Here is a 1,477-nt window from a genome sequence, read left to right on the forward strand (position 1 = left end):
CATACTGCATATAATGGCTCGATTTGGGTGTTGGAAGATGGAAAAAATGCTGGTTTATTAAGGCTATTGCCTAAGTAGAGCTGATTGAATCTTAGGGATTGGAAATTTTTAAAATGAATCATAATGGAGCCGATTTGGATCAAATAAAGTTAAAACAAATTAAAACTGACTTAAGTGTTGATGGAATTGTTAAGCTATCTCAGTTTATTGATAAAAAAGAAGTAAATTTAATCAAAGAGAGTTTGGTTGAAGAACTGAAACGTTTAAAAATTTATGAAAATAATAAAATAATCTCTAAAGAATTGAAAAAATTGAGTCATTTTCAACAGATTGTCATGTTGTCCAGAACAGTTAAACAGCCAAAAACTTTAGAAAAATATTCAGATATTTTGGGTGAAGTTGTATTCAAAATTTTTGCTAAAAAGTTTTACTCTGATCAGAAACAGCAACTTCTACTGACATTACCTCAACAGGAAAAATGGACACTGAATGATTTAAAATGGCATGTCGATTCACATTCAACAGCTTTTGAGTCACTGCAATTTTTTTTAATCATTGATGATATTCAACCTCATGGTGGTGGAACTCTAGTTTTGAAAGGTTCACATCATTTAACTGAACGATCTTCTTCAAGTCAGCTGAATCATTTATTGAGTACGAAAATATTAAATCAGCCTTTTGATTTTCAGAATAAAAAATTAGAGATCATTGAATTAACTGGCGTACAAGGGGATGTGTATTTAATGGATATGAGGGTTATTCATTCTCCAGCGATAAATGCTGCAAAAAAGATAAGAATGATGGCAACGTATAGATATTTTCAGAATTTGTAAGATAAATAAAGAAAACCCATCATCCTGACAGGATCTTCTTCATAAGAGATATTCCTAATCCATGCTGACATTCACATAGAAAAGAAACTATTGATAACACCTAATGTTTTTAATGTAGTAATGCCCGAGATTAAAAAACATATGGAAATTAAAGACTAGACTCTTTCATTTGATCATGTTCCTTGATATGCATTTAAGCGAAATGCAAAGTTTTGTCCAAATAACTGAGCGGTTTTAATATCGCCAATATCAAAAGCATCTGCCGCACTGGCATGTTCGGCTTGTGCCATAAGACCAGACCATGAGCCGAGACGATTGGCTGCTTGCGTATACGGAACACCTTGATGTTGCTCAGGTAAAATAGGGTTGCCGACCCATACCATACCGTGTTGCATCGAAAAGGTGAAAAGCGAAATCAGGGTCGATTGCTTATCCCCAGCAGGTAATGAGGAAACAGTAAATCCTGCGGCTAATTTTCCTTTAAAAGCCTGCTTCTTCCATAATGGACCTGTGGCATCCATGAGTTGTTTAAAAGTGCCAGAGACACCACCGAGATAGGTTGGAGTACCCCAAATTAGTCCATCATATTGACAGAGTAATTCAGGTTGAGACATCAACTGTTCAGCGGTGAATAAATCAATTTT

2 protein-coding genes are annotated in these 1,477 nt (G+C 34.7%); one reads left to right on the top strand and one right to left on the bottom strand.

Going from position 1 to position 1,477, the window contains the following annotated elements:
- Positions 1 to 113 precede the first annotated feature (113 nt).
- Positions 114 to 833: a phytanoyl-CoA dioxygenase family protein gene (locus FTU09_RS13655; RefSeq protein ID WP_087554354.1), complete on the top strand. Its 720-nt coding sequence runs from the start codon at positions 114 to 116 to the stop codon at positions 831 to 833.
- Between the two features lie 173 nt (positions 834 to 1,006).
- On the opposite strand, the gene FTU09_RS13660 is transcribed toward FTU09_RS13655, so the two are convergent.
- A partial coding sequence (locus tag FTU09_RS13660; protein ID WP_179991815.1) for a flavodoxin family protein occupies positions 1,007 to 1,477 on the bottom strand: 471 nt, incomplete at its 5' end.

Source organism: Acinetobacter sp. YH12058 (assembly GCF_013419805.1).
Taxonomy (GTDB): Bacteria; Pseudomonadota; Gammaproteobacteria; order Pseudomonadales; family Moraxellaceae; genus Acinetobacter; species Acinetobacter towneri.